Source organism: Variovorax sp. GW822-FHT04A09, from assembly GCF_058801005.1.
Window position 1 is genome coordinate 310,368 of the sequence record NZ_JBXAMV010000001.1, and the last position, 20,670, is coordinate 331,037.

Consider the following 20,670-nt stretch of genomic DNA (forward strand, 5'->3'; position numbering starts at 1 on the left):
CGCGTCGCTTCCGTAGGGGTGTAGACGCAGGCCCGTAGAAGCCTGCGGGCTTCAAAGGTTGAGGGCCGTTCCTGCAAAATGGACCGATGCCCCACAGCGTCTCCCTCATCAATACGATTGCCGCCGGCCTGGGGTTGGCGCTGGTGTTCGGCTTTCTCGCGGCGCGGCTGCGATTACCGGCGCTGGTGGGGTACCTCCTGGCGGGCGTGATCATCGGCCCGTTCACGCCCGGCTTCGTGGCCGACGCCGGCATTGCCGCGCAATTGGCCGAGATCGGCGTGATGCTGCTGATGTTCGGCGTGGGCCTGCATTTTTCGCTGGCCGACCTGCTCGCGGTGCGCAAGATCGCGCTGCCCGGCGCCATCGCGCAGATCGCGGTCGCCACGCTGCTCGGCGGCGGCCTCGCCATGTGGTGGGGCTGGAGCTGGGGCACGGCGCTGGTGTTCGGGCTGGCGCTGTCGGTGGCGAGCACGGTGGTGCTGCTGCGCGCGCTCGAGAGCCTGGGCATCCTCGATTCCTTCACCGGCCGCATCGCGGTGGGCTGGCTGGTGGTCGAAGACCTCGCGATGGTGCTGGTGCTCGTGCTGCTGCCGCCGCTGGCGGGCGCGCTGGGCAGCACCAAGGTCGACACCAGCGGCGACCCCGTCTGGCAGACGCTGGGCCTCACCTTGCTGCAGGTCGGCGGCTTCGTGGTGCTGATGCTGGTGGTGGGGCGGCGCGTGTTCCCGTGGATCCTCTGGCAGGTTACGCGCACCGGCTCGCGCGAGCTGTTCACGCTGTGCGTGGTGGCGGCGGCCGTGAGCATCGCCTTTGCCTCGGCGGCGCTGTTCGGCGTGTCGTTCGCGCTGGGCGCCTTCTTCGCCGGCATGGTGATGCGCGAGTCGCAGTTCAGCCACCGCGCGGCGCAGGAGTCGCTGCCGCTGCGCGATGCGTTTGCCGTGCTGTTCTTCGTGTCGGTCGGCATGCTGTTCGACCCCTCGGTGCTGGTGGAGCGACCGCTGCAGGTGCTGGCCGTGGTGCTGGTGATCGTGCTGGGCAAGTCGCTCGCGGCCTGTGCGCTGGTGCTGGTGTTCCGCTACCCGCTGGCCACGGCGCTCACCGTGAGCGCGAGCCTGGCGCAGATCGGCGAGTTCTCGTTCATCCTGGCCGGGCTGGGCGTGTCGCTCGGCCTGCTGCCGGTGGAAGGGCAGAGCCTGGTGCTGGCGGGCGCGCTGATCTCCATCGCCACCAACCCGCTGTGGTTCAGCCTGATCGCGCCGCTGCAGAAATGGCTGCACGCGCATTCGAAGTTCGCACGCGAACTCGACGCGCGCAGCGACCCGCTGGCTGAGCTGCCCATGACCACCGAGGCCAAGTACCTGTCGCGCCAGGTCGTGCTGGTCGGCTACGGCCGGGTGGGCCGGCGCATCGCCGCCGAACTCGAGACCAACGACATCCCCTACGTGGTGGCCGAGCAGAACCGCGAGCTGGTCGAGAAGCTGCGCGAGGCCGGCATCCCGGCCGTGTGGGGCGACGCGGCCGACCCGGCGGTGCTGATCCAGGCGCACGTGGCGCGCGCCCGCGTGCTCGTGGTGGCCACGCCCGACGCCATGAACGTGCGCCAGATGATCGAAACCGCGCGCACGCTGAACCCCACCATCCAGACCGTGGTGCGCAGCCACAACGAGCAGGAAGCCCGCCTGCTGGCCGCCGAAACCGACGCGAAGGTGTTCCTGGGCGAACAGGAACTCGCCCAGGCGATGGCCCGCGATGTGGTGCAGCGCGCCGCCGCGATGGCGGTGCCAGCTTGACGATTCAAAGATCCTCGATCACCAGCGTGCGATAGCGCTCGGCGATCGAGTAGGGCACGGTACGCACCAGTTCCATCACGCGCTCGGCGATGGCGCCGTCCTTGGTGCGGATCAGCAGGCCTGTGTGGCCTTCGTGGGCCAGCTGGATGAAGGCGCGCACCGTGTCGCCGTCGGTGCCGGCGGAGGGCAGGGGACTGTGCGAGGCGTGCACGGTCGGCGCGATTTCCGCCAGGACGGTTTCGGCCGGTATCAGGTAGACCTCGTCGCCGCTCACGATGCCTTTCGCGATCAGCCCGTGGCCGATGCGGCTGGCGTCTTCGACGCTCGGAAACATCACCAGGGAGTAACCGGTCGGGTAGAACGCGCCACCGAAGGCGGCGCGCATGTTGGGTTCAAGCGTGAAATGTTTCATGCTGACTCCTTGTTCTGATGCAACTCCCCACCCCTAACATTAGGCCGCGCGGCGTCCATGCACTGTAGGAGAAGCCCTAGTACTGACAACCGCGCCAGCCCCTTGCCCGTTCAAAGGCGGGTTCATTCCCTGTTTCATTTCTCTGACCGTCATGCCTTCGCCGAGAGACATCGCACTCACCGTCCACGAACTGGAAGAAGGGGAGTTCTACTGGGTGCTGATGGAGGCCGTGGACGGCTCGCCCGGCGACTCCACCCATGTGTACGTGCCGCTCGAAGCCGCCCACGAGCCCTACGCCACGTATTCGAATGCACTGGTGGCCGGCGTGGCGGTGCTGCGGCGGCTGTTCGGGCCCGACGGCAAGCCCGTCTGACGGGGCCTGCAAGGGCGCCGCCGCAGGGCGCTCCCTATAATCCCGGCGGTTGGAAACATTGGTTCACACCGGTGTCGTCCAACACCCCACGGTTCGAAGGTGCCCTGCACGACCAGTCACAGGATTGGCGGCGGGGTTAAACGGGAAGCAGGTGCGAGGCGTCGTTTTTTTGAACGACCCTTCCATTCCTGCGCTGCCCCCGCAACGGTCAGCGGACATCGACACCCTCAGGTCCCGGCGATTCTTCGCCCGGGCAGCCACTGCGCTTCGGCGTGGGAAGGCGAGGGCTTCGGCGCCGAGGTGCATGCATTGCACCCGACGCACTCCGCGAGCCCGGATACCGGCCTTCGCAACCGCCTTCGGATGCTGCGGGAGTGCGTGTCCGGGCCTGCCGCTTTTCCCTCGCGCGAAACGGCACCGCCCCTCGTCTCTTCTCCCTCGGCGTCCGCGATCGGTCAGGAGCCTGCGGGGACGCGGGCCGGAGGAGAAGTCGGATGAATCGCATTGCATCGCCGCCGCGCGATCGCTCGGGCCCGCCCCTGCAACGGGCGCGCCTTTCGGGTCTTTCAGGTCTTTCAGGTCTTTCGCTGGGGCTTGGCCTCGCTTGCGGGCCCGCCCTGGCCCAATCGGGCGACACAACCGGTCGCCCCAGCCTCACGCCCGTGCAGGTCGAAGCCAGCCGCCACACGCCGCTGGCCCTGGACGAACCCACGCAGACCGGCAGCCGCCTGGGCCTCACGCCGCTCGAAACGCCGGCCAGCATCGAGGTGCTCACTGGCGACGCGATCCGCGCGCGCGGCGACGTGTCGGTGGTCGAGGCCGCGAGCCGCGCCACCGGCATCACGGGCTCGCCCGCGCCGGGCAACGGCGGTTCGTCGCTGTCGGCGCGCGGCTTCAACGGCCACGGCTCGGTGATGCAGCTGTACGACGGCACGCGCCTGTATGTGGGCGCGGGCACCGTCACCTTCCCGTTCGACACCTGGTCGACCGACCGCATCGAGGTGCTGCGCGGCGCCGCCTCGGTGATGTTCGGTGAAGGCGCCATCGGCGGCGCGATCAACGTGGTGCCCAAGAAGCCCACGCGCGGCCCGATTCGCAACGAGGCGCTCGTGACCGTCGGCTCCGACGCCACGCGCCAGGTCGCCTTCGGCAGCGGCGGGGCGATCAACGACATGCTCTCGTACCGCTTCGACATCAGCCACCGCAAGACCGACGGCTTCATGCAGCGCGGCGAGGCCGAGAGCCTGGCGGTGGGCGGTGCGGTGCGGCTCGATGTGTCGCCGCGGCTGCAGTTCACGCTCTCGCACGACGAGGGCCGCCAGACGCCGCAGCGCTACTTCGGCGTGCCGCTCGTCAACGGCCGCCTGAGCAGCCTGAACCGCGAACAGAACTACAACCTCGACGACGCCGAGGTCAAGTACCGCGACCGCTGGACCCGCCTCGATGCGCAGTGGACGCCCAACGACGCCGTCACCGTGCGCAACCAGCTCTATCGCCTGGACAGCAAGCGCCACTGGCGCGACAGCGAAACCTACACCTACAGCGCCACCACGAACCGCGTGACGCGCGGCGACTACCTGGAGATCGGCCACGACCAGGAGCAGATCGGCAACCGCACCGACGCCACCTTCAAGCACGCGCTGTTCGGCCTGAAGAACCAGGTGCTGGTGGGCTTCGATGTGAACCGCATCGACTTCCTGAACTCGAGCGACACGCCCTACGGCGGGCGCTCGGTGGTCGATGCCTTCGTCTTCAACCCCGGCTATTACGTCTCGCCCACGCCCTACCTGCCGCGCTACAAGACGAAGACCAGCACCTACGCCTTCTTCGCCGAAGACAAGCTGGCCTTCAACGAACACTGGTCGGTGGTCGGCAGCCTGCGCTGGGACCACGCGAAGATCGTGCGCACCGATCCGCAGAACCGCGCCCCGCGCCTGGACAAGACCTTCGAGTACGCCACCGGTCGCCTGGGCGTGGTCTACGCGCCCGACGCCGCGCAGTCGTTCTATGCGCAGGTGGCGCGCGCGGCCGACCCGCTCACCGGGCTCATCAGTACCTCGACCACGCAGGTGCCGTTCGAGCTCAGCGTCGGCAAGCAGGTCGAGGTGGGCTACAAGCGCCAGCTGGCCGAGGGCCGCGGCGCGTGGAGCGTGGCGGCCTACCGCATCGAGAAGACCAAGCTGCTGTCGCGCGACGCGAACGACCCGACCGTCGTGCAGCAGATCGGCAAGCAGTCGTCCGAAGGCATCGAGGCCACGCTCGACCTGGCGCTGACCTCCACGCTGCGCCTCGAAGCCAACGCCGCGCGGCTGCGTGCGCGCTACGACGACTTCAACGAGGCGGTCGGCAAGTCGCTGGTCTCGCGCGCGGGCAACACGCCGGCCGGCGTGCCCGAGGTGGCGGCCAACCTGTGGCTGCACTGGCGCTTCCTGTCGCAGTGGGAGGCCGAGCTGGGCGTGCGCCACGTCGGCGCGCGGCAGGTCGATGCGGCCAACACGCGCCGCATCGGCTCCTACACCGTGGCCGACGCGGGCGTGAGCTGGCAGGCGAACCCGTCGCTCAAGCTCGCGCTGCGCGCCTACAACCTGGCCGACCGCAAGTACCCGGTCTCGTTCTCGAACGGCGGCAACCAGTGGCTGCTGGGCCGGCCGCGCTCGTTCGAGCTGTCGGCATTGGTGAACTTCTGAGCAACGCCTCATGAGCACCGCATGGCAACGTACATGGCCCCCGCTGCGGCGGGCGCTGTACTGGACGCACCGGTGGCTGGGCATCGGCGGCTGCCTGCTGTTCGTCATGTGGTTCGTCTCGGGCGTGGTCATGATGTACGTGGGGTACCCGAACCTCACGGACGAAGAGCGGCTCGCGGGGCTCGTCCCGGTGCGCTTCGACCAGGCGGTGGTCGCGCCGGCTGCCGCGCTCGATGCCTTGCCGCCAGCGGTGCGTGCGCAGCCGCCCCGGCGCATGGCGCTGGAGATGCAGGCCGGTACCGACGCGCAGCCCGTGTGGCGCATCGTCGATGCACGCGGCGGGCGGCATGCCGTGTCCGCGCGCGACGCCCGTGTGCTCGGCCCGGTCGATGCGGCGCAGGCCGAGGCCATCGCCCGCGACTTCTCTGCGCAGCCCGGCGCAAGCTGGGCCGAGACGCTGGAGCGCGACCAGTGGACCGTGCCGCAGGGCCTGAACCCGCTGCGCCCGCTGCACCGCATCGAAACCGGCGACGCGGCAGGCACCGAGCTGTACGTGTCCTCGCGCACCGGCGAGGTGGTGCGCGACACCACGCGCACCGAGCGCTTCTGGAACTGGCTGGGCGCCGTGCCGCACTGGATTTACTTCACGCCGCTGCGCGCCGACCCGCCGTTGTGGCACGACGTGGTCGTGTGGCTGTCGGCCGCGTGCATCGTCTCTGCCGTGACGGGCATCGTCATCGGCATCCTGCGCCTCCGGCTGCGGCGGCGCTTTCGCAGCGGCGCGGTCACGCCGTACACCGGCTGGATGGCCTGGCACCACATCGCCGGGCTCATCGGTGGCTTCTTCGTACTGACCTGGATCGTGAGCGGCTGGCTCTCGATGAACCCCAACGGCTGGTTCCAGCGCGCGCCCGCCGATGCGGCCGCGATGGCGCGCTACACGGGCGCCGGCGCATCGCCGTTCCCCTGGCCACCGGCCGTGGTGCCGGCAGGCGAGGGCGCTGCCGCACCGCGTGAGGCGCTGCTGATGGGGTTCGACGGCAAGCCGCTGCTGCAACTGCGCGACGCGCAGGCCCGCGTGCAGGTTGTCGATGCCGCCACCGGTGCGCCGGCCGCCATCACCCGCGACGACATCATGCGCGCCGCCGCCCGGCTGCGCCCCGGCGCCGCGATCACGCAGGCCACCTTGCAGACGCAGGAAGACTTCCACTGGTACGGCCACCACCGCACGCGCGTGCTGCCCGTGTGGCGGCTCGAGTTCGACGACGCCGCGCGCAGCTGGCTCTACATCGACCCGACGAGCGGCCAGGTGGCCGGCAGCAACGACCGCAACGCGCGGCTGCGCCGCTGGCTCTTCAATGCCGCGCACAGCCTCGACTTTCCCTGGCTCATCCAGTACCGGCCGGCCTGGGACCTGGTGATGTGGTTCCTGTCGGTCATCGGCGTCGTCGCTTCGGCGAGCGGCGTGGTGATCGGCTGGCGGCGGCTGCGGCGCAAGCCAGGGCCTTCGCCTGTTCAACGGGGGCTGCAAGGCTCCCGGGTTTCATGACGGGGACTTGCGCAAGCCAGTCCATCCCCCAACAATCAACTTTCGCACTTCGGTGCATTTCAGGAGGTGCGCGATGCACATCGAACCCGGACTCGTCGACGGATCCAAGATCTTCCTCAGCTATGCCACGGGGGCCGCTGCACTGGCTTACACAGGCAAGGTCGCCTTCGACACCTTGCGCAAGGACGGCCCCATCGGCCTGCTGCTGCGCTCGGTCTTCACCGTGATGCTCGTGTTCTGCTTCTTCGAGGTGTTCCCGCACCATCCCGTGGGCGTGTCCGAGGTGCACCTGATCCTGGGCACCACGCTGATGCTCCTCTTCGGGCTCGCGCCCGCGGCCATCGGCCTGGCGGGCGGCTTGCTCATCCAGAGCCTGTTCTTCGCACCGCCTGACCTGCCGCAGTACGGCATGAACGTCACGACCTTGCTGGTGCCGCTGTTCGCCACCGCCGCGCTGGCACGCCGCATCATTCCCGCCAACATGGCCTACGTGGACATCAGCTACCAGCAGGCCTTCAAGCTGTCGGTGGCCTACCAGGGCGGCATCGTGGTGTGGGTCGGCTTCTGGGCGCTCTACGGCCGCGGCACGGGCCTGGAAAACCTGGGCCAGATCGCCAGCTTCGGCGCGGCCTACATGACCGTCGTGCTGGTCGAGCCGCTGGTCGACCTGGGCGTGCTGGCCGCGGCCAAGGCCTGGCGCCGCCTGCAGGGCACGGCCCTGGTCGAGCGCCGCCTGTACAGCGCCGTCTGATTCGCGCCGGCTGCCCCTCGTTGAAGAGGGCGTGCCGTTCTCCGGCGCGTGCGCCACGCACGCGCCGCGCGCCCGATTCCCTGTGCGCCCTGCGCGCCTGAAAGCATCCATTCCATGACACAAAGCAACGCCAAGATCCCCGTCACCATCGTCACGGGCTTCCTCGGCAGCGGCAAGACCACGCTGCTGCGCCACATCCTCGGCAACGCCGAGGGCCGCCGCATCGCGGTGGTGGTCAACGAGTTCGGCGAACTCGGCATCGACGGCGACATCCTGCGCGGTTGCGGCATCGGCTGCGACGACGAGGGCAACGAGCGCGAAGGCGCGCTGTACGAACTGGCCAACGGCTGCGTCTGCTGCACCGTGCAGGAAGAGTTCCTGCCCGTGATGCTGCAGCTGGCCGAGCGGCGCGACCAGATCGACGCCGTGCTCATCGAGACCTCGGGCCTGGCGCTGCCCAAGCCGCTGGTGCAGGCCTTCCAGTGGCCCGACATCGCGAACATCTTCACCGTCGATTCGGTGGTCACCGTGGTCGACGGCCCGGCCGCCGCGTCGGGCCAGTTCGCCGCGAACCCCGCGCAGGTCGACGTGCAGCGCCGCGCCGACCCCAACCTGGACCACGAATCGCCGCTGCACGAGCTGTTCGAAGACCAGCTCTCGGCCGCCGACCTCGTGGTGCTCAACAAGACCGACCTCATGGACGCCGCCGCGCGCGCGCAGGTCGAGGCGCTGGTGCGCGAAGAACTGCCGCCCGAGGTGAAGATCGTCGGCGCCACCGAAGGCAAGCTGCCGCTCGCGCTGCTGCTGGGCCAGGGCCGCGCCGCCGAAAGCACCATCCACCTGCGCGAGAGCCACCACGACCACGAGGAGGACCACGACCACGACGAGTTCGATTCGCTCGTGATCGAGCTGCCGCCCATGGACCGCGACGGTCTCATCGCTGTGCTGGCCGCACTGGTCGAACAGCACACCATCTACCGCGTGAAGGGCTTCGTCGCCGTGCCGCACAAGCCGATGCGCCTGCTGGTGCAAGGCGTGGGCCGCCGCTTCGACCACCACTTCGATCGCCGCTGGCGCGACGGCGAGGCGCAGCGCACACGGCTCGTGTTCATCGGCGAAGACCTGGACGAAGGCGCGCTGCGCAAGGCGCTGGAAGGCGTGGCGGCCGTTCCCGCCTGACCGCATGCACCTGCTGAGCACCCAGCCCGGACGCTTCGTCGAGGACGACCCGAGCGTCGTCACCCGGCTCGACCAGACGCCGGGCGACATCGTGGTGCTCAGCTCGGCCGACACCACGCTCGCGCTGCTCGCCGCCGCACGCACGGCGCTGGCGGCCACCGACCCCGGCTACCCCTCGCTGCGGCTGGCCAACCTCATGCACCTGCGCCAGCCGGCGTCGCTCGACCTGTACGTCGACGAGGTGCTGCGGCATGCGCGCGTGGTGGTGGTCGATCACCTGGGGGTCGAATCGGCCTGGGCCTACGGCCTGCAGCAGCTCGAGAAGCGCGCCAAGCGTCAGGGCCAGCAGCTCGCGATGTTCTCGGGCGACCTGCAGGAAGACGAGGACCTGCTCGCGCGCGGCACCGTGCCTCGCAGCGTGAGCCGGCAGCTGTGGCAGTACCTGCGCTCGGGCGGCGCGGGCAACGCGGCGCAGTTCCTGCGCGCGGTGGCCTTCCATGGCCTGGGCCACGGCGAAGCGCCGTTGCCGCCGCGCAGCCTGCCGCAAGTGGCGCTGCATGTGCCGGGCGGTATCGACGCGACGCACACGGTCGCGGGCATCGACGACCTGCGCGCGGGCTGGCATGCGGATGCGCCCGTGGTGGCACTGGTGTTCTATCGCTCGCACCTGCTGTCGGGCAACACAGAGGCCTTCGATGCGCTGGCCGCCGCGCTGCATGCGCAAGGGCTGAACCCGCTGCCTGTGGCGCTCGATTCGCTGAAAGACCCGCTGTGCCTGTCTGCGTTGCGCGCGTTGTGCAGCGAACACGACGCGCAGCTGGTGCTTAACACCACCGCCTTCGCCGCGCTGGGGCAGGGCGCTTCGGATGAAAGTGGCGAGCCCATGGCGCTGGCCGGCGACGCCCCCGTGCTGCAGGTGATCGTGAGCGGCGGCAACCGCGAAGACTGGCTGGCCGACAGCCAGGGCCTGCGCCCACGCGACATCGCGATGCAGATCGCGCTGCCCGAGATGGACGGGCGCATCGTCACGCGCGCCGTGAGCTTCAAGGGCCTGTCACACCGCTGCGAACTCACGCAGACTGAAGTGGTCGGCTACCGGCCTGAGCCCGACCGTATCGCCTTTGTGGCCGAACTTGCGCGCCGCTGGTGCAGCCTGCGCAGCCTGCGCGCCGACGAGAAGCGCGTGGCGCTGATCCTGGCGAACTACCCCGGCAGCGAAGGCCGCATTGGCAGCGGCGTGGGGTTGGACACGCCGGCCTCGGTGATGGCCATCCTGCGCACGATGCAGGCCGAGGGCTACACGCTCGACGCGCTGCCCGCGGACGGCGACGCGCTGATGCGCACGCTGCAGGAGGGCATCGCCAACGACCCCGCGCAGTGGGCCGCGCGGCCTGCGTGGCAGAGCTACGCGCTCGCCGACTACCGCGCGCGCCTGGCGGCGCTGCCCGAGGGCATGGCCGCCGCCATCGACGCGCAATGGGGCCCGCCCGAGCACGACCCGATGCTGCGCCAGGGCCGCTTCATGATCGCCGGGCTGCGGCTGGGCCGCGTGTTCGTGGGCATCCAGCCCGCGCGCGCGCTCGGTCCGCTGGGCCTGGCCGACTACGCGAGCTACCACGACGCCGAATTGGTGCCGCCGCACAGCTATCTCGCGTTCTATTTCTGGCTGCGCGATGTGTTTGCCATCGACGCGGTCGTGCACGTCGGCAAGCACGGCAACCTCGAATGGCTGCCGGGCAAGAGCCTCGCGCTTTCGGCCACCTGCTGGCCCGACGCGATCCTCGGGCCGCTGCCCAACGTGTACCCCTTCATCGTCAACGACCCCGGCGAGGGCGCGCAGGCCAAGCGCCGCACGCAGGCCGTGATCGTCGACCACCTGATGCCGCCGCTCACGCGCGCCGAGAACCACGGCCCGCTGCAGGACCTGGAGCGACAGGTCGACGAGTACTACGACGCGCTGCTGGTCGATGCGCGCCGCGCCAAGGTGCTGCGCGCGCAGATCCTCGCGACCGTGCGCGCCCAGCGCCTGGTCGAAGAACTGGGCATGCCGGGCGCGGAAGACGACGCCGTGCTCGCGCGCGTCGATGCCTACCTCTGCGAACTGAAAGAAACCCAGATCCGCGACGGCCTGCATGTGTTCGGCGACTCGCCGCGCGCACGGCTGCGGCGCGACACGCTGCTCGCGCTCGCGCGCTTTCCGGCCGGCGACGGCGCGGGCGGGAACGCCGGACTGCTCGGCGCGCTCGCGGCCGACCTGCTGCCCGGCGAGGCCTTCGACCCGCTCGACATCGACGCGGCGAAGCCCTGGCAGGGCGCGCGGCCCGCGTTGCTGGCGGCCGTGAGCGATGAGGCGTGGCGGCATCAGGGCGACACGCGCGAGCGGTTGGAGCTGCTGGCCCAGCAGCTGCTCGAAGCGGACGCTTGTCCGCCCGATCTGCCGCATACCGCCGCCGTGATGGGCCGCATCGCGCACCGTCTCGCGCCCGCGCTCGATGCGTGTGGCGCCGAAGAACTGCGTCAGCTGTCGCGCGCATTGCAGGGCCGCTTCGTGCCGCCGGGCCCGAGCGGTTCGCCCTCGCGCGGCCGGCCCGACGTGCTGCCAACCGGGCGCAACTTCTACGCGGTCGACACGCGCGCCATCCCCACGCCCACGGCCTGGATGCTCGGGCTCAAGTCGGCTGCGCAGCTGGTCGAACGCCACCTGCAGGAACACGGCGACTACCCCGTGGCGTTGGGCCTGTCGGTCTGGGGCACGGCCACCATGCGCACCGGCGGCGACGACCTGGCGCAGGCCTTCGCGCTCATCGGCGTGCGGCCCAAGTGGGCACCGGGCAGCCAGCGCGTGGTCGACTTCGAGGTGCTGCCCACCGTGGGCCTCGGGCGTCCGCGCATCGATGTCACGCTGCGCATCTCGGGCTTCTTCCGCGACGCCTTTCCCAATGCCGTGCAGATGTTCGACGCGGCCGTGCAGGCCGTGGCCGCGCAGGAAGACGAAGACGCCGAGCGCAACCCGATCCGCGCACGCATCCTGCGCGAGGCCGCGGCGCTCGAAGCGCAAGGCGTGGCACCCGGCGAGGCACGCACGCAGGCCGGCTGGCGCGTGTTCGGTTCCGCGCCCGGCAGCTACGGCTCGGGCCTGCAGCCGCTGTTCGACCACGGCGACTGGCAGAGCGACGACGACCTGTCGAAGGCCTACGTCGGCGGCAGCGCCCACGCCTACGGCCAGGGCAGCGACGGCGTGCCGGCGGGCGATGCGCTGGTGCGCCGGCTGCGTGCCATGAACGTCGTGCTGCAGAACCAGGACAGCCGCGAGCACGACCTGCTCGACTCCAACGACTACTACCAGTTCCAGGGCGGCATGGCCGCCGCCGTGCGCCACCTGAGCGGGCAGCAGCCCGCGATGTACCACGGCGACCACGGCAACCCGCAGGCCCCGCGCGTGCGCACGCTGAAGGAAGAAATCAGCCGTGTGATCCGTTCGCGCGTGGTCAACCCCAAGTGGATCGACGGCGTGAAGCGCCACGGCTACAAGGGTGCGTTCGAGATGGCCGCCACGGTCGACTACCTCTTCGGCTTCGACGCCACCGCGCGCGTCGTGGGCGACCACCAGTACGCGATGGTGGCCGACGCCTACGTGCTCGACGCCGCCACCCGCGACTTCGTGAACGCGCACAATCCGCGCGCGCTGCAGGACATGCTCAACCGCCTGCTCGAAGCCATGCAGCGCGGCCTCTGGCAGTCGCCCGGCGACTACAAGGACCAATTGGAAAACCTGCTGCTCGACCACGAGCAGCAGATGGAAGGAAGCCCCCGATGACCACAGCCGCCCCGATGCCGGTGCCGTTCCCCTTTGCCGCGATCGCCGGCCAGCCGCAGCTGCGCCAGGCGCTGCTGCTGGCCGCGGTCGATCCCGCGCTGGGCGGCGTGCTCATCGAAGGCCCGCGCGGCACCGCCAAGACCACGGCCGCGCGCGCGCTCGCCGAGCTGCTGCCCGGCGCGCCCTTCGTCACGCTGCCGCTGGGCGCGAGCCTCGAAAGCCTCGTGGGCACGCTCGACCTGGGGCAGGCGCTGGCCGGCCACGAACTGAAGTTTGCGCCGGGCCTGCTGGCGCGCGCGCACGGCGGCGTGCTGTACGTCGACGAGATCAACCTGCTGCCCGACGCGCTCATCGACTCGCTGCTCGACGCGGCGGCCAGCGGCGTCAACGTGGTGGAGCGCGATGGCATCTCGCACCGGCATGCCGCGCGCTTCGTGCTCGTGGGCACCATGAACCCGGAAGAGGGCACGCTGCGTCCGCAGCTGCTCGATCGCTTCGGCCTGTGCGTGCGGCTGCGCAACCTGCAGGACGCGGCCGAGCGCCAGGCCATCGTGCGTGCGCGGTTGGCCTTCGATGCCGATCCGCAAGGCTTTCGCGCGGAGCATGCGAAGGAGGAGGCCGAGCTCGCGGCGGCGCTGGTGCGTGCGCGCGCGCTGGTGGCGGACGCGGCGGCCTTGCCGTACGGCGATGCGGTGCACGACGCCGTCGGCGCGCTGTGCATCGCAGCCGGCGTGGACGGCCTGCGCGCCGACCTCGTGATGCTGCGCTCGGCGCGTGCGCTGGCGGCGTGGGAAGGCGCGGCATCGATCACCGACGACCATGTGCAGCGCGTGGCCGAAGCGGTGCTGCTGCATCGGCGCCATCCGGCGGCTGATGCGGCGGTGGCGCCCCCCATGGCATCACCCGCACCGCACCGCAATCCAGGCGACGCGCCCGCACGCCATGCCGGCGACAGCGATTGGGGCGCGATGCCGCCCGAGCCCGTCGGCATCGAGCGCGTGAAACCGCTGCGCCCGCTGATCTCCGCGTCCCAGGCCGCCCCAAAAAAAGCCTGAGCCTCCGGGACGCCGCACCCGCTGGCGCACGCCAGGGTGACCGGAGGCAGGGCACGCAACGGGACGCCTGGCACGGTGCCGCCGCGCCCGGCACGGCGTTCGACTGGCCGCGCACGCTCGTCGCCCGCGGCGCGGACCGGCTGCAGGCCGCGCACCTGCGCCACCGCCCGCAAGAGGCGCGCAGCGGCGCGTTGCATTGCTTCCTGCTTGATTGCTCGGCTTCGATGCGCCACGACGGCCAGTTGGCGCGCGCCAAGGGCCAGCTGCTCGCGCTGATGCAGGAGGCCTACCAGCGGCGCGACCATGTGGCGCTGCTGTGCTTTGCCGGCAACGTGGTCGAGCTGCGCCTGCCGCCGCGCCGCGCCAGCGCCTGGAACGACGACTGGGTTGCGCCCATCGCGGCCGGCGGCGGCACGCCGCTGGCACTCGGCGTGCTGCGCGCGCAGCAGCTGCTGGCGAAGCACGAGACTCGCCAGCGCTGGCTCTGGCTGCTGACGGACGGCCGCAGCAACGAAAGCCCCGCGCGCCCGGCCGCGGCGGATGTCGCCTGCGTGATGGACTTCGAACGCGCCCGCACGCCGCTGCACCGGGCGCGGCAGCTGGCCGCGCAGTGGGACGCGCGCTACCTGAGCGCCTGAATCACAGGATCGCGGCGCGCGCCCCGGCGCTCTTGGATCGACTTGGGGCGAGAAGGGGCATCCGCCGCACGGCGCACCGCGGCAGGCGGCGCCTTCGATACTGCGGCGCTCCCAACGAAACCCAGGAACTCCCATGTCCGTCACTCCCCGCCGTGTGGTGCGCGAAGGCGCGTTCAAGCACATCATTGCCGACGGCGTGCAGGTCGGCGACACGATCTATCTCTCGGGCCAGGTGAGCGTGGACGGCGAGGGCCGCACCCTCGGCGCCGGCGACATCGCGGCGCAGGTGCGGCAGGCCTACGTCAACGTGCGCAGCGTGCTCGCATCCTTCGGCGCCTCGATGGCCGACGTGGTGGACGAAACCCTGTTCGTGACCGACATCGACGGTTTCCTCGGCCAAGCCGACGCACTGTTCGCCCTGCGCGCCGAGATGTTCGGCGGCGAGCCGCAGGTGTCGCAGACGCTGGTGCAGGTGGCGCGGCTCGGCAGCCCGGACTGGCTGATCGAGATCAAGTGCATCGCCAGAACAGCTGCAGCCTGAAGGGCTGAAGGCCTGTTCCGCCAGGCAGTTCGGGTACCGTATGGCATGCGTCCGAAACCCCGTCTCCTGGCCCTTGCGTTGACCCTGGCCATGCCTGCCGCCTTTGCCCAAACCGAGGCGTCCGCGCAGCCGTTGAGTGCCGAAGAGTGCAAGGCGCAGGAAGCCGTGCTGGAGCGCGACATGGCCTTGGCCCGTTCGCGCGGCCAGATGCTGCGCCGGCGCGAGCTGGCCGACACCCTGAGCGCGCTGCAGCAGCGCTGCCAGGCGTTGGCGCCGATGAGCCGCGAAGCGCGCATCGAGAAACTGGAACGCGAGATCCGCACGCTGCGCACCGAGCTCGAACGCGCGGAGGCGCAACTGCGCAGCGTGAAGAGCGAGTCGCCCTGAGCTACGTCACCAGGGCAGCTCGCTGAGCGGTCTGCGCGGGTCTGAAACAGCCGGCGCCAGATCGGCAGAGGTGGCCGGCCCGTCTTTCTCCGCCACGGCCTCCACCGGCGCCAGCATCGTCCCGCGGCAGTTCGGCGAGCCGCAATGGCAGGGGTACTTCGACGGCGGCGAGCCGTCGTCGGCCGTCAGCGAGTAGTCGATGAAGAGCTCGTCGCCGGCCTCCACCGCCTCCATCGTCTGGAAGCGCAGCACCATCTCGCCCGCCTCGTCGTATTCCTCGACCGCCTCGCAGTTCGGCTCGCACGAATGGTTCAGGTGGCGCGTGGCGTTGCCGCCCTTGGCGCCGTCGATGGTCTCGCCGGTCGTCAGCGTGAACAGGTAGGTGAGCTGGTCGTCCCAGAGCTTGGAGGCGACTTCCTGCTTGCTGTAGCGGCGGCCTTCGTACAGGCCCAGGAAGGCCTCGGCCGGCAGGTCGCGCGTGGCGAAGGCGCCCAGGCCATGCACGCCGCTGGGGCCCACGCGGATGAAGGGGGTGGACGAGGTTCGCTTGGGGGACTTCATGAACGGACGGGGCGCGAGGAATCGGAAGAAAAGGTGGGCTGGGGCTGGAGTGTCGCGGTCATCTCGATCTGGCGTATGACAACGGTGGCGCCGCGTGCGGCCATCGCGCGGTGCAGCGCGCTGCCCTCGGGCTCGTCGACCAGCCGCCAGCGTGCGCCGGGGCGTGCCTGCGCGAGTGCGTCGAGCAAGGCGTGGGCCGAGGCTTCGTCGGGCGCGGCGGCGTCCAGCAGCATGTGCAGCGGCAAGGCCGGCGGCAGCAGGATGGCGTAGCCGCCTGTTGCCGCGCCGAGGGCTGCGGCGCGATCGTGCGCGAGCGCACCTTGCACGGTCGGCCACTCGCGGCGCCAGGTGGGGCGCGAGACGGCGGTGCAGGCCGCATGCAGGGCGGCAAGCGCGTCGGTATCGGGCGCTGTCGAAGCTGCATCGGCACGAGGTTCGAAGCTGCCTTCGAGCACCTCGAGCGTGCGGGTTTCGACGAAGCCCGCCTGCAGATACAGCTGCCGCGCGGGGTTCTGCTCGATGACTTCGAGCTGCACCTGCGCGATGCCGGCCGCCGACAGGTCGCGCAGCTGCGCCTCGATGAGCTGCTTCGCCAGCCCCCGGCGGCGCTGCGCGCTCGCGATGCCGAAGCCCGCGAGGTAGGCGCGCGGCCCGCGCCGGCCGACGAGCGAGAGGCCACAGGCTTCGCCGTCGGCGACGATCACGCGGGAGAGGCCGAGGTCGGCTTGGGCGCGCCGCACGTGCCGCTCGAACATCGCGCGGTCGAACGCGATCGGCACGAAGTAGTCTTCGTACGAGCGGTTCCACAGGGCGGTGAGTTCGTCGATGCCGAAGTTCGCGGCGGGAACGATGTCGAAGTTCATGGCATGCCGAAGATCAGTTGCGCGGCGCATCCAGCGACGCAAGGCAATTCACGATGGCGTCGGCCGCCTCGTCGAGCCGTGGCCCGGGCCGCATCATCAGGTCGAAGCGCGCCGAGGCAAAGCTGCAGACGCGCCCGCGCTGGATGGCCGACATGGCCGACCAGCCGGGGCGCCCCGCCATCGCCGAGATTTCGCCCAGGGCCGAGACCATCAGCACGTCGGGGTTGGCGCGCACCACGAACTCGGGGTTCATTCGGGGGAAGGGGCCGAGCGAGCCCGGCACCGCGTTGGCCAGGCCCAGGCGCGCCAGGGTTTCGCCGATGAAGGAGCTTTCGCTCGCCGCCGCCACGCCGCCGTGCACCTCGAAGTACACGCGCCGCCCCTGCCAGTTCAGCGGCACGCGGGCGCGCGCTGCGTTCAGCCGGGCATCGAGGCTGCGCCAGAAGGCCTCGCCCGCGCCCGGCTTGCCGGTGGCGCGGGCCACGGTTTCCATCACGCGGCGCATGTCGGCATGGGTCTTGGCGTCGAGCGCCAGTACCTTGATGCCCAGGCGCTCCAGCGCCTCGGCGGCGCGGCTGCGCGGGCGCAGCAGCACGAGGTCGGGCTTGAGCGCGACGATGCGCTCGATGTTCGCGTCGTCCATGCCGCCCACCTGCGGCAGGCCCTTCACCGCCGCCGGCCAGTTGGCGTGGCGGTCGATGCCCACGAGCCGGTCGCAGGCGTCGAGCGCGCAGACCGTCTCGGTGAGCGAGGGCATCAACGACACGATGCGTTTGGCGGGCGCCTGCAGCTCGAGCACCCGGCCTCGGTCGTCTTCCAGCCGGATGGCGCCGGCGTGCGCGGCCGGGCCGAGGCCCAGCGCCACGAAGGCCGCGGCCCGGGCGATGTGGCGCGCGGCGGTGGAAGAAAAAGGTGGGCGCTGGGGCAGGGCGTTGGAAGTCATCGGGGCGGGCGGAGTCAGCCCGCTATTGTCGCGGCGCTTGCATCCGCAGCTGGCGCGCCGCTTCTTCCGCCCGTGCGTCGTCCACTTCGCGCAGCACGTTGCTGAGATCGACCGGGCCGGTCTCGCGCACGAAGGTGCCCGTGAGCTCGGTCTCGGGCCGCAGCAGGCCGCGCTCGTAGAGCTGCCAGATCTCGTCGCCGTAGTGCGTCTGCAGCAGCGCGGGCGCGTACTGCCCGAAGAAGTTGCGCAGGTTCTCCACGTCGCGCAGCAGCATGCGCTTGGCGTGGTTGTTGCCCGCCGCGTCCACCGCCTGCGGCAGGTCGATGATCACCGGGCCGTCTTCGGCCAGCAGCACGTTGAACTCCGACAGGTCGCCGTGCACGATGCCCGCGCAGAGCATGCGCATCACTTCCTTGAGCAGGCTCGCGTGGTGGCGCAGCGCGTCGTCGGGCGCGAAGGCCACGTCGTTCAGGCGCGGGGCGGCGTCGCCGTGGGCGTCGGTCACCAGGTCCATGAGCAGCACGCCTTCGAGGAAGTTGTGCGGCGTGGGCACGCGCACGCCGGCCGCGGCCAGGCGGTAGAGCGCATCGACCTCGGCGCTTTGCCAGATGGCCTCGGTCACCTTGCGCCCGAAGCGCGTGCCCTTGGCCATGGCGCGCGCCTCGCGCGTGTTCTTCACGCGCCGGTTCTCGGTGTAGTCGACGGCCTGGCGGAAGCTGCGCTTGTCGGCTTCCTTGTAGATCTTGGCGCAGCGCGTGTCCTCGCCGCAGCGCACGACGTACACCATGGCTTCCTTGCCGCTCATGAGCTGGCGCACGACGCTGTCGATCAGCCCTTCGTCGACGAGGGATTGCAGTCTGGGGGGTGTCTTCATGCGCGCGCCTCCGGCACAGCCAGGGGGCGGGTCGAGAGGAAGGCCCTCAGGCTTTCCGTGCCGATCTGGTAGGCGCCATCATGCCTGTGCGCGGCAAAGCCCAGCTGGCGGTTGATGGCGAGCATGGGCGCATTGACCTCCGCGTTCTGCGTGACGGCGATCGCCACCTCGGGATGCCGCTCGCGCACGAGCTGCAACATGATCGCCTTCACGCCCTTGGCCAGTCCCTTGCCGCGCCAATGGCGGGCCACGCCTGTGAGGCGCTGGAACATGCGGTCGGGGTACAGCTGGTTCCAACTGGCGTCGCACACGGCGGCCACCTCGTCGTTGGCATCGCGCAGCAGCACGAGAAAGTGCTCGCCACCGCGCCGGTCGATTTCGGCGTACCAGGCGTGGAAGCCTTCCAGCTCGAAGCGCAGGGGGGCGCGTTCGAGCGCGCTGGTGGGTGCGTCTTCGAGCAGCGCGGACAGCGGGGCCATCAGCGTGGCCAGCCGATCGAAGGGCACGCGGCCTGCGTGGATCTCCAGGCGCAGCCCGTGCGTGGGCGCGAGGGCGTCAGCGCGCCAGCGTGCGAGCGCCGCCCAGTCGAGGCCGGCGAACGCCATGCGGTTCTCGATGCTGCGGTGCCTTTCGGTCGCGCCGATGGCCGCGAGGAACGCCCGGCCTTCCGGCAAGTGGGCCTTGAAGGTCGCGGTGGTGGGGGCGCACGCCTCCATCAGCGCCAGAAGCCGGTGCAGCAAGGTGCTGGCCACGCCCTGGCGCTGGTGCGATCGCAGCACGCCGCCCCACACGTCGATGAAAGGCGCGAAGGTCGCGTAGTCGGGCGAACCTTCGCGGCGCACGCCCATGTTGAGGCTGCCGACGATGCGCCCCCGTGCGTCCCGCGCGAAGGCGCGGTGCACCACATGCAGCGGCGTGTGCTGGCGCACGTCCTGCTGAGTGTGGGCGTCATCGGGCTGCGGCTCGCCCGGAAAGTCTTCGTCGTGGCGCTGGCGCCAGTAGGCCAGGGCCTGCGCCCATTCTTCAGCGGACGCCCGCTGCGGATCGAAAGAAGAAGTCGTGAACTGCCGCGCATCGGCGGCACGGGTTTCAAGCATGGTGAGCCTTGATTCGAAAAGGGAACGGACCGCGCGCGGCACTCATGTGCCGGCGTGGCGTTGTCTGAATCGGACGGCGTGTCGCGGCAGAACACCGCGAGGGTCGAACGGGCTGGCTGGTGGTGCCTTCAGCGGCACCGGGTGCGCGAGGAGCGCGTCAGCAGCAGTTCGGATGCGACCCGACGAACCGTACGTGGGAGGGAGAGTGAATAGCAGTGTCTTCCATCGCGCACCTCCAGTCCGGTTTGTTGATCGAGGCGTCGAATGTAGCGAGGTTCGCGCGGTCTGTGAAGTGCAAGGCGCCTGCGGCAGAATCCAAAAACCAACAGGGAGATGCCATGAATCCGAAGAAGATCTTCGACGCGGCGGGCGAAGCCGATGTCGACACGGTGCGTGCCTGCATCGCGGCCGGTGCCGACATGGCCGCCGTGAACAAGCAGGGCTTCACCGCGTTGCAATGTGCCGCGGCGGGTACGAACGAAGCCGAGCTCGAACCGATCCTCGCCGTGCTGCAACTGCTGCTCGAGGCCGGCAGCCCGCTCGAATACACCGGCACCGGCGGCCGCACCGCGCTGTACCTCGCGGCCGAGTTCTCGCCGACCACAGAGCCGGTGCAACTGCTCATCGACGCAGGCGCCAACCCCGACGTGCGCGACAACCACGGCAACCACATCACGGAGAACGCGATGGAGGAAGAGGTGGCCGAGTTGTTGTCGCGCATCACCGGCCACGCGCTGCCCGAGCCGCCGCCGCCCGAGCCCGACCCGGTGAAGATGAGCGCCGCGCAGTGGCGCGCCGCCGAGGCACGCATTGCCGAGGTGTTCGATGCGCTGACGCAGGCGGGCCTGGTCGCGCTGCAGGATGCGGGCGACACCCAGTCCGACGGCTTCTCCGATTGCTCCGAAGCGTTCCGCGAACGCGGCGGCAAGAAGGCCGGCGTGCACGGCTTCTGCTTCTACACGCGGCAGGACCAGAACCGCGCCAAGCGCACCAGCCAGCTCTCGCTCGCGTTCTGGGGCGCGCCTGAAGGCGGTGATGCCGACATGCAGCGCGTCGGCGAACTGGTGGTCGGCCAGTTCCGCGGCGCGGGCTTCGAGGTGCGCTGGAACGGCGCGTCGTCGATGCGGCCCGAAGTCGATCTGCGCGCCTGAGC

18 protein-coding genes and 1 riboswitch are annotated in these 20,670 nt (G+C 70.4%); of the genes, 12 read left to right on the top strand and 6 right to left on the bottom strand.

Features of this window, described 5'->3' with window-relative positions; genetic code table 11:
- Positions 1-86 precede the first annotated feature (86 nt).
- Positions 87-1,790, top strand: coding sequence for a cation:proton antiporter domain-containing protein (locus tag AC1RLW_RS01245; protein ID WP_062480880.1), 1,704 nt, complete (start codon positions 87-89; stop codon positions 1,788-1,790).
- Positions 1,791-1,794: 4 nt separating this feature from the next.
- Here AC1RLW_RS01245 and AC1RLW_RS01250 read toward each other — a convergent pair whose 3' ends face one another.
- On the bottom strand, positions 1,795-2,202 hold the full coding sequence (locus AC1RLW_RS01250) for a hypothetical protein (protein ID WP_070061115.1): 408 nt from the start codon (positions 2,200-2,202) through the stop codon (positions 1,795-1,797).
- A gap of 151 nt (positions 2,203-2,353) precedes the next feature.
- Between AC1RLW_RS01250 and AC1RLW_RS01255 the strand changes: the two genes are divergently transcribed.
- From AC1RLW_RS01255 to AC1RLW_RS01300, 10 genes are all read left to right on the top strand, one after another.
- Complete coding sequence (locus tag AC1RLW_RS01255; protein WP_062480886.1) at positions 2,354-2,575, top strand: hypothetical protein; 222 nt, start codon at positions 2,354-2,356, stop codon at positions 2,573-2,575.
- A gap of 81 nt (positions 2,576-2,656) precedes the next feature.
- Positions 2,657-2,938, top strand: a riboswitch (cobalamin riboswitch).
- Between the two features lie 299 nt (positions 2,939-3,237).
- The gene (locus AC1RLW_RS01260; RefSeq protein WP_493191996.1) at positions 3,238-5,262 is read left to right on the top strand and encodes a TonB-dependent receptor; all 2,025 of its coding nucleotides are present in this window, start codon (positions 3,238-3,240) and stop codon (positions 5,260-5,262) included.
- 10 nt (positions 5,263-5,272) lie between these two features.
- Entirely contained in the window at positions 5,273-6,811 is a 1,539-nt protein-coding gene (locus AC1RLW_RS01265) for a PepSY domain-containing protein (protein ID WP_493191997.1), read from the top strand.
- A 73-nt stretch (positions 6,812-6,884) separates the two neighbouring features.
- Complete coding sequence (locus AC1RLW_RS01270) at positions 6,885-7,562, top strand: energy-coupling factor ABC transporter permease (protein WP_062480892.1); 678 nt, start codon at positions 6,885-6,887, stop codon at positions 7,560-7,562.
- A 114-nt stretch (positions 7,563-7,676) separates the two neighbouring features.
- Positions 7,677-8,741, top strand: a complete 1,065-nt coding sequence (cobW, locus tag AC1RLW_RS01275; RefSeq protein WP_493191998.1) for a cobalamin biosynthesis protein CobW — start codon at positions 7,677-7,679, stop codon at positions 8,739-8,741.
- Positions 8,742-8,745: 4 nt separating this feature from the next.
- On the top strand, positions 8,746-12,558 hold the full coding sequence (gene cobN / locus AC1RLW_RS01280; protein WP_493191999.1) for a cobaltochelatase subunit CobN: 3,813 nt from the start codon (positions 8,746-8,748) through the stop codon (positions 12,556-12,558).
- Complete coding sequence (locus AC1RLW_RS01285; RefSeq protein WP_493192000.1) at positions 12,555-13,613, top strand: magnesium chelatase ATPase subunit I; 1,059 nt, start codon at positions 12,555-12,557, stop codon at positions 13,611-13,613. The genes cobN and AC1RLW_RS01285 overlap by 4 nt, the downstream gene beginning before the upstream one ends.
- 191 nt (positions 13,614-13,804) lie before the next feature.
- Positions 13,805-14,251: a vWA domain-containing protein gene (locus AC1RLW_RS01290; protein WP_493192001.1), complete on the top strand. Its 447-nt coding sequence runs from the start codon at positions 13,805-13,807 to the stop codon at positions 14,249-14,251.
- 133 nt (positions 14,252-14,384) lie between these two features.
- Entirely contained in the window at positions 14,385-14,792 is a 408-nt protein-coding gene (locus AC1RLW_RS01295; protein WP_493192002.1) for a RidA family protein, read from the top strand.
- Between the two features lie 90 nt (positions 14,793-14,882).
- Positions 14,883-15,179: a DUF1090 family protein gene (locus AC1RLW_RS01300; RefSeq protein WP_083259199.1), complete on the top strand. Its 297-nt coding sequence runs from the start codon at positions 14,883-14,885 to the stop codon at positions 15,177-15,179.
- A gap of 6 nt (positions 15,180-15,185) precedes the next feature.
- Here AC1RLW_RS01300 and AC1RLW_RS01305 read toward each other — a convergent pair whose 3' ends face one another.
- From AC1RLW_RS01305 to AC1RLW_RS01325, 5 genes are read right to left on the bottom strand one after another with little or no spacing between them, the layout of a single operon-like run.
- Positions 15,186-15,740, bottom strand: a complete 555-nt coding sequence (locus tag AC1RLW_RS01305) for an SET domain-containing protein (protein WP_493192003.1) — start codon at positions 15,738-15,740, stop codon at positions 15,186-15,188.
- The gene (locus tag AC1RLW_RS01310; protein WP_493192004.1) at positions 15,737-16,603 is read right to left on the bottom strand and encodes a GNAT family N-acetyltransferase; all 867 of its coding nucleotides are present in this window, start codon (positions 16,601-16,603) and stop codon (positions 15,737-15,739) included. Before AC1RLW_RS01310 ends, AC1RLW_RS01305 begins: the two co-directional genes overlap by 4 nt.
- A 13-nt stretch (positions 16,604-16,616) precedes the next feature.
- On the bottom strand, positions 16,617-17,546 hold the full coding sequence (locus AC1RLW_RS01315; protein ID WP_492696828.1) for an ABC transporter substrate-binding protein: 930 nt from the start codon (positions 17,544-17,546) through the stop codon (positions 16,617-16,619).
- 22 nt (positions 17,547-17,568) lie between these two features.
- Positions 17,569-18,420 (bottom strand): PA4780 family RIO1-like protein kinase, encoded by an 852-nt coding sequence (locus AC1RLW_RS01320; protein ID WP_493192005.1) that lies wholly within the window; start codon positions 18,418-18,420, stop codon positions 17,569-17,571.
- Positions 18,417-19,517 (bottom strand): GNAT family N-acetyltransferase, encoded by a 1,101-nt coding sequence (locus tag AC1RLW_RS01325; RefSeq protein WP_493192006.1) that lies wholly within the window; start codon positions 19,515-19,517, stop codon positions 18,417-18,419. Before AC1RLW_RS01325 ends, AC1RLW_RS01320 begins: the two co-directional genes overlap by 4 nt.
- A gap of 338 nt (positions 19,518-19,855) precedes the next feature.
- On the opposite strand from AC1RLW_RS01325, the gene AC1RLW_RS01330 reads away from it, so the two are divergent.
- The gene (locus AC1RLW_RS01330) at positions 19,856-20,668 is read left to right on the top strand and encodes an ankyrin repeat domain-containing protein (protein WP_493192007.1); all 813 of its coding nucleotides are present in this window, start codon (positions 19,856-19,858) and stop codon (positions 20,666-20,668) included.
- Positions 20,669-20,670 lie beyond the last annotated feature (2 nt).

Excerpts from the sequence above, each read along its gene's own strand:
- AC1RLW_RS01245 (WP_062480880.1), top strand. The coding sequence starts at position 87 with ATGCCCCACAGCGTCTCCCTCATCAATACGATTGCCGCCGGCCTGGGG.
- AC1RLW_RS01250 (WP_070061115.1), bottom strand. The coding sequence starts at position 2,202 with ATGAAACATTTCACGCTTGAACCCAACATGCGCGCCGCCTTCGGTGGC.
- AC1RLW_RS01255 (WP_062480886.1), top strand. The coding sequence starts at position 2,354 with ATGCCTTCGCCGAGAGACATCGCACTCACCGTCCACGAACTGGAAGAA.
- AC1RLW_RS01265 (WP_493191997.1), top strand. The coding sequence starts at position 5,273 with ATGAGCACCGCATGGCAACGTACATGGCCCCCGCTGCGGCGGGCGCTG.
- AC1RLW_RS01270 (WP_062480892.1), top strand. The coding sequence starts at position 6,885 with ATGCACATCGAACCCGGACTCGTCGACGGATCCAAGATCTTCCTCAGC.
- cobW (WP_493191998.1), top strand. The coding sequence starts at position 7,677 with ATGACACAAAGCAACGCCAAGATCCCCGTCACCATCGTCACGGGCTTC.
- cobN (WP_493191999.1), top strand. The coding sequence starts at position 8,746 with ATGCACCTGCTGAGCACCCAGCCCGGACGCTTCGTCGAGGACGACCCG.
- AC1RLW_RS01285 (WP_493192000.1), top strand. The coding sequence starts at position 12,555 with ATGACCACAGCCGCCCCGATGCCGGTGCCGTTCCCCTTTGCCGCGATC.
- AC1RLW_RS01295 (WP_493192002.1), top strand. The coding sequence starts at position 14,385 with ATGTCCGTCACTCCCCGCCGTGTGGTGCGCGAAGGCGCGTTCAAGCAC.
- AC1RLW_RS01300 (WP_083259199.1), top strand. The coding sequence starts at position 14,883 with ATGCCTGCCGCCTTTGCCCAAACCGAGGCGTCCGCGCAGCCGTTGAGT.
- AC1RLW_RS01305 (WP_493192003.1), bottom strand. The coding sequence starts at position 15,740 with ATGAAGTCCCCCAAGCGAACCTCGTCCACCCCCTTCATCCGCGTGGGC.
- AC1RLW_RS01310 (WP_493192004.1), bottom strand. The coding sequence starts at position 16,603 with ATGAACTTCGACATCGTTCCCGCCGCGAACTTCGGCATCGACGAACTC.
- AC1RLW_RS01315 (WP_492696828.1), bottom strand. The coding sequence starts at position 17,546 with ATGACTTCCAACGCCCTGCCCCAGCGCCCACCTTTTTCTTCCACCGCC.
- AC1RLW_RS01320 (WP_493192005.1), bottom strand. The coding sequence starts at position 18,420 with ATGAAGACACCCCCCAGACTGCAATCCCTCGTCGACGAAGGGCTGATC.
- AC1RLW_RS01325 (WP_493192006.1), bottom strand. The coding sequence starts at position 19,517 with ATGCTTGAAACCCGTGCCGCCGATGCGCGGCAGTTCACGACTTCTTCT.
- AC1RLW_RS01330 (WP_493192007.1), top strand. The coding sequence starts at position 19,856 with ATGAATCCGAAGAAGATCTTCGACGCGGCGGGCGAAGCCGATGTCGAC.